The 2,123-nt window shown below is 63.1% G+C and carries 3 protein-coding genes and 1 pseudogene; 1 reads left to right on the top strand and 3 read right to left on the bottom strand.

Translation table 11 applies throughout. From position 1 onward, the window contains the following. From AC1DY5_RS52805 to AC1DY5_RS52795, 3 genes and pseudogenes are all read right to left on the bottom strand, one after another. Positions 1-506 (bottom strand): annotated as a pseudogene (locus tag AC1DY5_RS52805) (Tn3 family transposase); the annotation flags it as partial. 58 nt (positions 507-564) lie between these two features. Continuing rightward, positions 565-975, bottom strand: coding sequence for an Hsp20/alpha crystallin family protein (locus AC1DY5_RS52800; RefSeq protein ID WP_478122214.1), 411 nt, complete (start codon positions 973-975; stop codon positions 565-567). Between the two features lie 13 nt (positions 976-988). After that, the gene (locus AC1DY5_RS52795; protein WP_478122213.1) at positions 989-1,432 is read right to left on the bottom strand and encodes an Hsp20/alpha crystallin family protein; all 444 of its coding nucleotides are present in this window, start codon (positions 1,430-1,432) and stop codon (positions 989-991) included. A 460-nt stretch (positions 1,433-1,892) separates the two neighbouring features. Here AC1DY5_RS52795 and AC1DY5_RS52790 point away from each other — a divergent pair. Continuing rightward, positions 1,893-2,123 (top strand): Clp protease N-terminal domain-containing protein (locus AC1DY5_RS52790; protein ID WP_478122212.1); only part of this gene is annotated, 231 nt, incomplete at its 3' end.

Genomic DNA, 2,123 nt, shown 5'->3' with positions numbered 1-2,123 from the left:
GGAAGACGGTGCGCAGCAGTCGTCCCAAGTGCTCGGCCGCGCGGTGCAGGGGGTCGCCGATCGCCGCCGAACCAGGCGCTGTATCGCCTGCGCGGCCGACACCTTGCCCGCACGAATCGAGGCGACCAGTCGCAACAGATCGTCCCAGTCGTGCTCGATCGCTGTCAGCGATACCTGCCGAACGGTCACTTCCTCGAGTTCCTGCGGAACCGTCCAACCCCGCGGCATAAACAGCTTGCGCTCGCTCAGATTGCGCAGCCGCGCGCACAGGTCGAACCCCAGGAGCTTGGCGTTGGCCATCGCGTCGCTCGTGAAGCCGTGCGAGTCGACAGCAAGAAGCGAGATCCGGATGCGGTCGTCGGTACGGTTCTGCGCTTCGACGCCCTCGACAGCACGCCGGCCTGCCGCTCGTTGAGCACTATGGGCGGGTCATAGAAGATGCCCCAGCGGTCGCGCACGTGGGTGTAGATGCCAGTGGCGTAGGTTCGCCGGCGCGGATCGATGCGTCACCGCCCCTTGTGTGGCTTCCTCCTCTGACGCGAAGCGTCGCGCGTCGTCGGTTCGTCACGCCACTTTGACTTCGATACGCTTAGGCTGGGCATGCTGGGCCTTCGGGATCCGCATTTTCAGCACACCGTTGGCAAGCTCGGCGGAGACCTGGCTGGCGTCGAGTTCCTTGCTCAGCGTGAACACCCGGCGAAACCGACCAAGACCCACCTCGGTATGGCTGATTTGCAGCGTCCCTGGCACGGCCAAGTCCAGCTCTGCATCAATCGTTAGGGTCACGGCCTCCACCTGCAGATGCAGCCTGTCCTTTGAAACGCCCGGAAGGTCCGCATAGAGCGTGATACCCGTGCTGTCCTCAAACACGTCGACCGGCGGGGTCAGCGCGGGCTCGCTGTATGGGGCCTTGCCTGTGCCCCTGCCAGCAACTTGATTCGCAGCAGCGGGCCTTTGTGTGTCGAGCTCGTTCATGATCCGTTCCCTTTCATTGAATGGCGATGCGACGAGGCTGCGCGGAGGCACGTCGCTGGATAGTGATGCGCAGAACGCCGTCCCGGTACTTGGCTTCGATGGCGTCTGGATCCGCATCGTCGGGCAGGCTCAACACGCGGCGAAACGTGCCCGCGAACCTCTCGTTGATGTGGACGGTGGATTTGGCGTCGCGCGTGGCCTCCGGTAGGGTCGCCATGCGCTCGCCGGCAATGGTCAGAATGCCGCGGTCAAGATTCACTTCCAGGGTGGATGGATCCACACCCGGCGCGAAAGCGTAGACCTCGACCGTTTGCGGCGTTCCACCAACATTCAACGCCGGGAAGCCGCCGCGGCCAAAGCCACGGATAGAGGGAGACAGATCGAATGCCTGCTGCATTTCGCGTTGCAGGCGATCCATCTCCTCGAACATGTCGCGCGCGAAAAGAGTTCGGTACATAGTGAAGCCTCCAATTCATGTTGAAAGGAGCGCCGCAGGGACACCAGCGCCTCCGTGGAAGATTTGAGTCCAGAAGACTGAGTTTCAAGAGGCGGGTGTGGTTTGAACCTTTGTGGCCGGGGCCACAGCGCCCGGCCCTCCGCGGCCAAGCTACTTATCCCCTCCGCTTTCTCGGCGCGCCGTGCCTTGATTCCTCTTTATAAGGTGCGCAGCTGCGCCTTGCTCGCGTAACGCTGCACGTGCCCGTTGATCCATGAGCTCCTTGGCGGTGGTTGTGGGCTCGCCCGCAACAGCCCTCGACGATCGACTGTGCCGGCTCGCGGATCCGAGTCGAGGGCACATGGCACGCCAATAATACTCGGCAGGCCAGTTGATCCACGTCAACCTCTGCAAGCGGTCCACCGCACAGACTCGGTTGAATTTCCTGGTTCCATCCCACATGCCGGGATCGGAGTCATCCATGCGCCAAGACAAACTCACCACCAAATTCCAAGAAGCTCTCGGCGACGCCCAGTCGCTCGCCCTCGGCAATGACAACGCCTACATCGAGCCGGTCCACCTACTGGTCGCCATGCTGCGCCAGGACGATGGACCGCGCGCGCTGCTCGAACGAGCCGGTGCCAACGTGCCGGGCCTGTTGCACGCTGCCGAGGCGGCGATCAAGAAACTGCCGCAGGTCGAGGGCCATGAC

The organism is Variovorax sp. P4_D9 (assembly GCF_056401695.1).
The sequence above is the reverse complement of the archived record's forward strand: the minus strand, read 5'-3'. Positions and strand labels throughout refer to the sequence as shown.

Coding starts and splice junctions, on each gene's coding strand:
- AC1DY5_RS52800 (WP_478122214.1), bottom strand. CDS start 975: ATGAACGAGCTCGACACACAAAGGCCCGCTGCTGCGAATCAAGTTGCT.
- AC1DY5_RS52795 (WP_478122213.1), bottom strand. CDS start 1,432: ATGTACCGAACTCTTTTCGCGCGCGACATGTTCGAGGAGATGGATCGC.